The sequence below is a fragment of the Martinezella lusitana genome (genome assembly GCF_010668395.1).
Taxonomy (GTDB): Bacteria; Pseudomonadota; Alphaproteobacteria; order Rhizobiales; family Rhizobiaceae; genus Rhizobium; species Rhizobium lusitanum_A.
The window spans coordinates 1-411 of record NZ_WUEY01000092.1 but is presented as its reverse complement, the minus strand read 5'-3'; the positions used below and the strand labels follow the sequence as shown (position 1 = coordinate 411).

Sequence of the window (411 nt, the reverse complement as noted above, 5' to 3'; positions counted from 1 at the left end):
GTCGACCTCTTCCTCGGCTGGTGGGACTACGGCTTCAAGAGCTGGCGGAAGCGCGCAGGCAAAGACGCCACACTCGCCTTTACCTGCGAGCTGGGGCCGAAACCCTATGCGATCACGGGAAGGGATGGCGAAGACACCACCGACCGGTGGGACGAATCCATGCTTATGCGGCAGGAGATACGCGATTTGTGGGCGAAGACATTTGGCTAACAAATCGACCGAGATATTATCGATATACCATTGATTTTGAAGAGATTTCCATGGACGTAAGAGCAGCCGTTGCAGTCGCTGCCGGCAAGCCGCTTGAGGTGATGACGGTTCAGCTTGAGGGGCCGAAGGCCGGCGAAGTGCTGATCGAGGTGAAGGCGACGGGCATCTGCCACACCGACGATTTCACGCTGTCGGGCGCCG

The 411-nt window shown here is 58.4% G+C and carries 2 pseudogenes; both read left to right on the top strand.

Annotated features, from left to right (window positions below):
- Positions 1 to 210, top strand: a pseudogene (locus tag GR212_RS36680) (sugar phosphate isomerase/epimerase); the annotation flags it as partial.
- 50 nt (positions 211 to 260) lie between these two features.
- A pseudogene (locus GR212_RS36675) lies at positions 261 to 411 on the top strand (S-(hydroxymethyl)glutathione dehydrogenase); the annotation flags it as partial.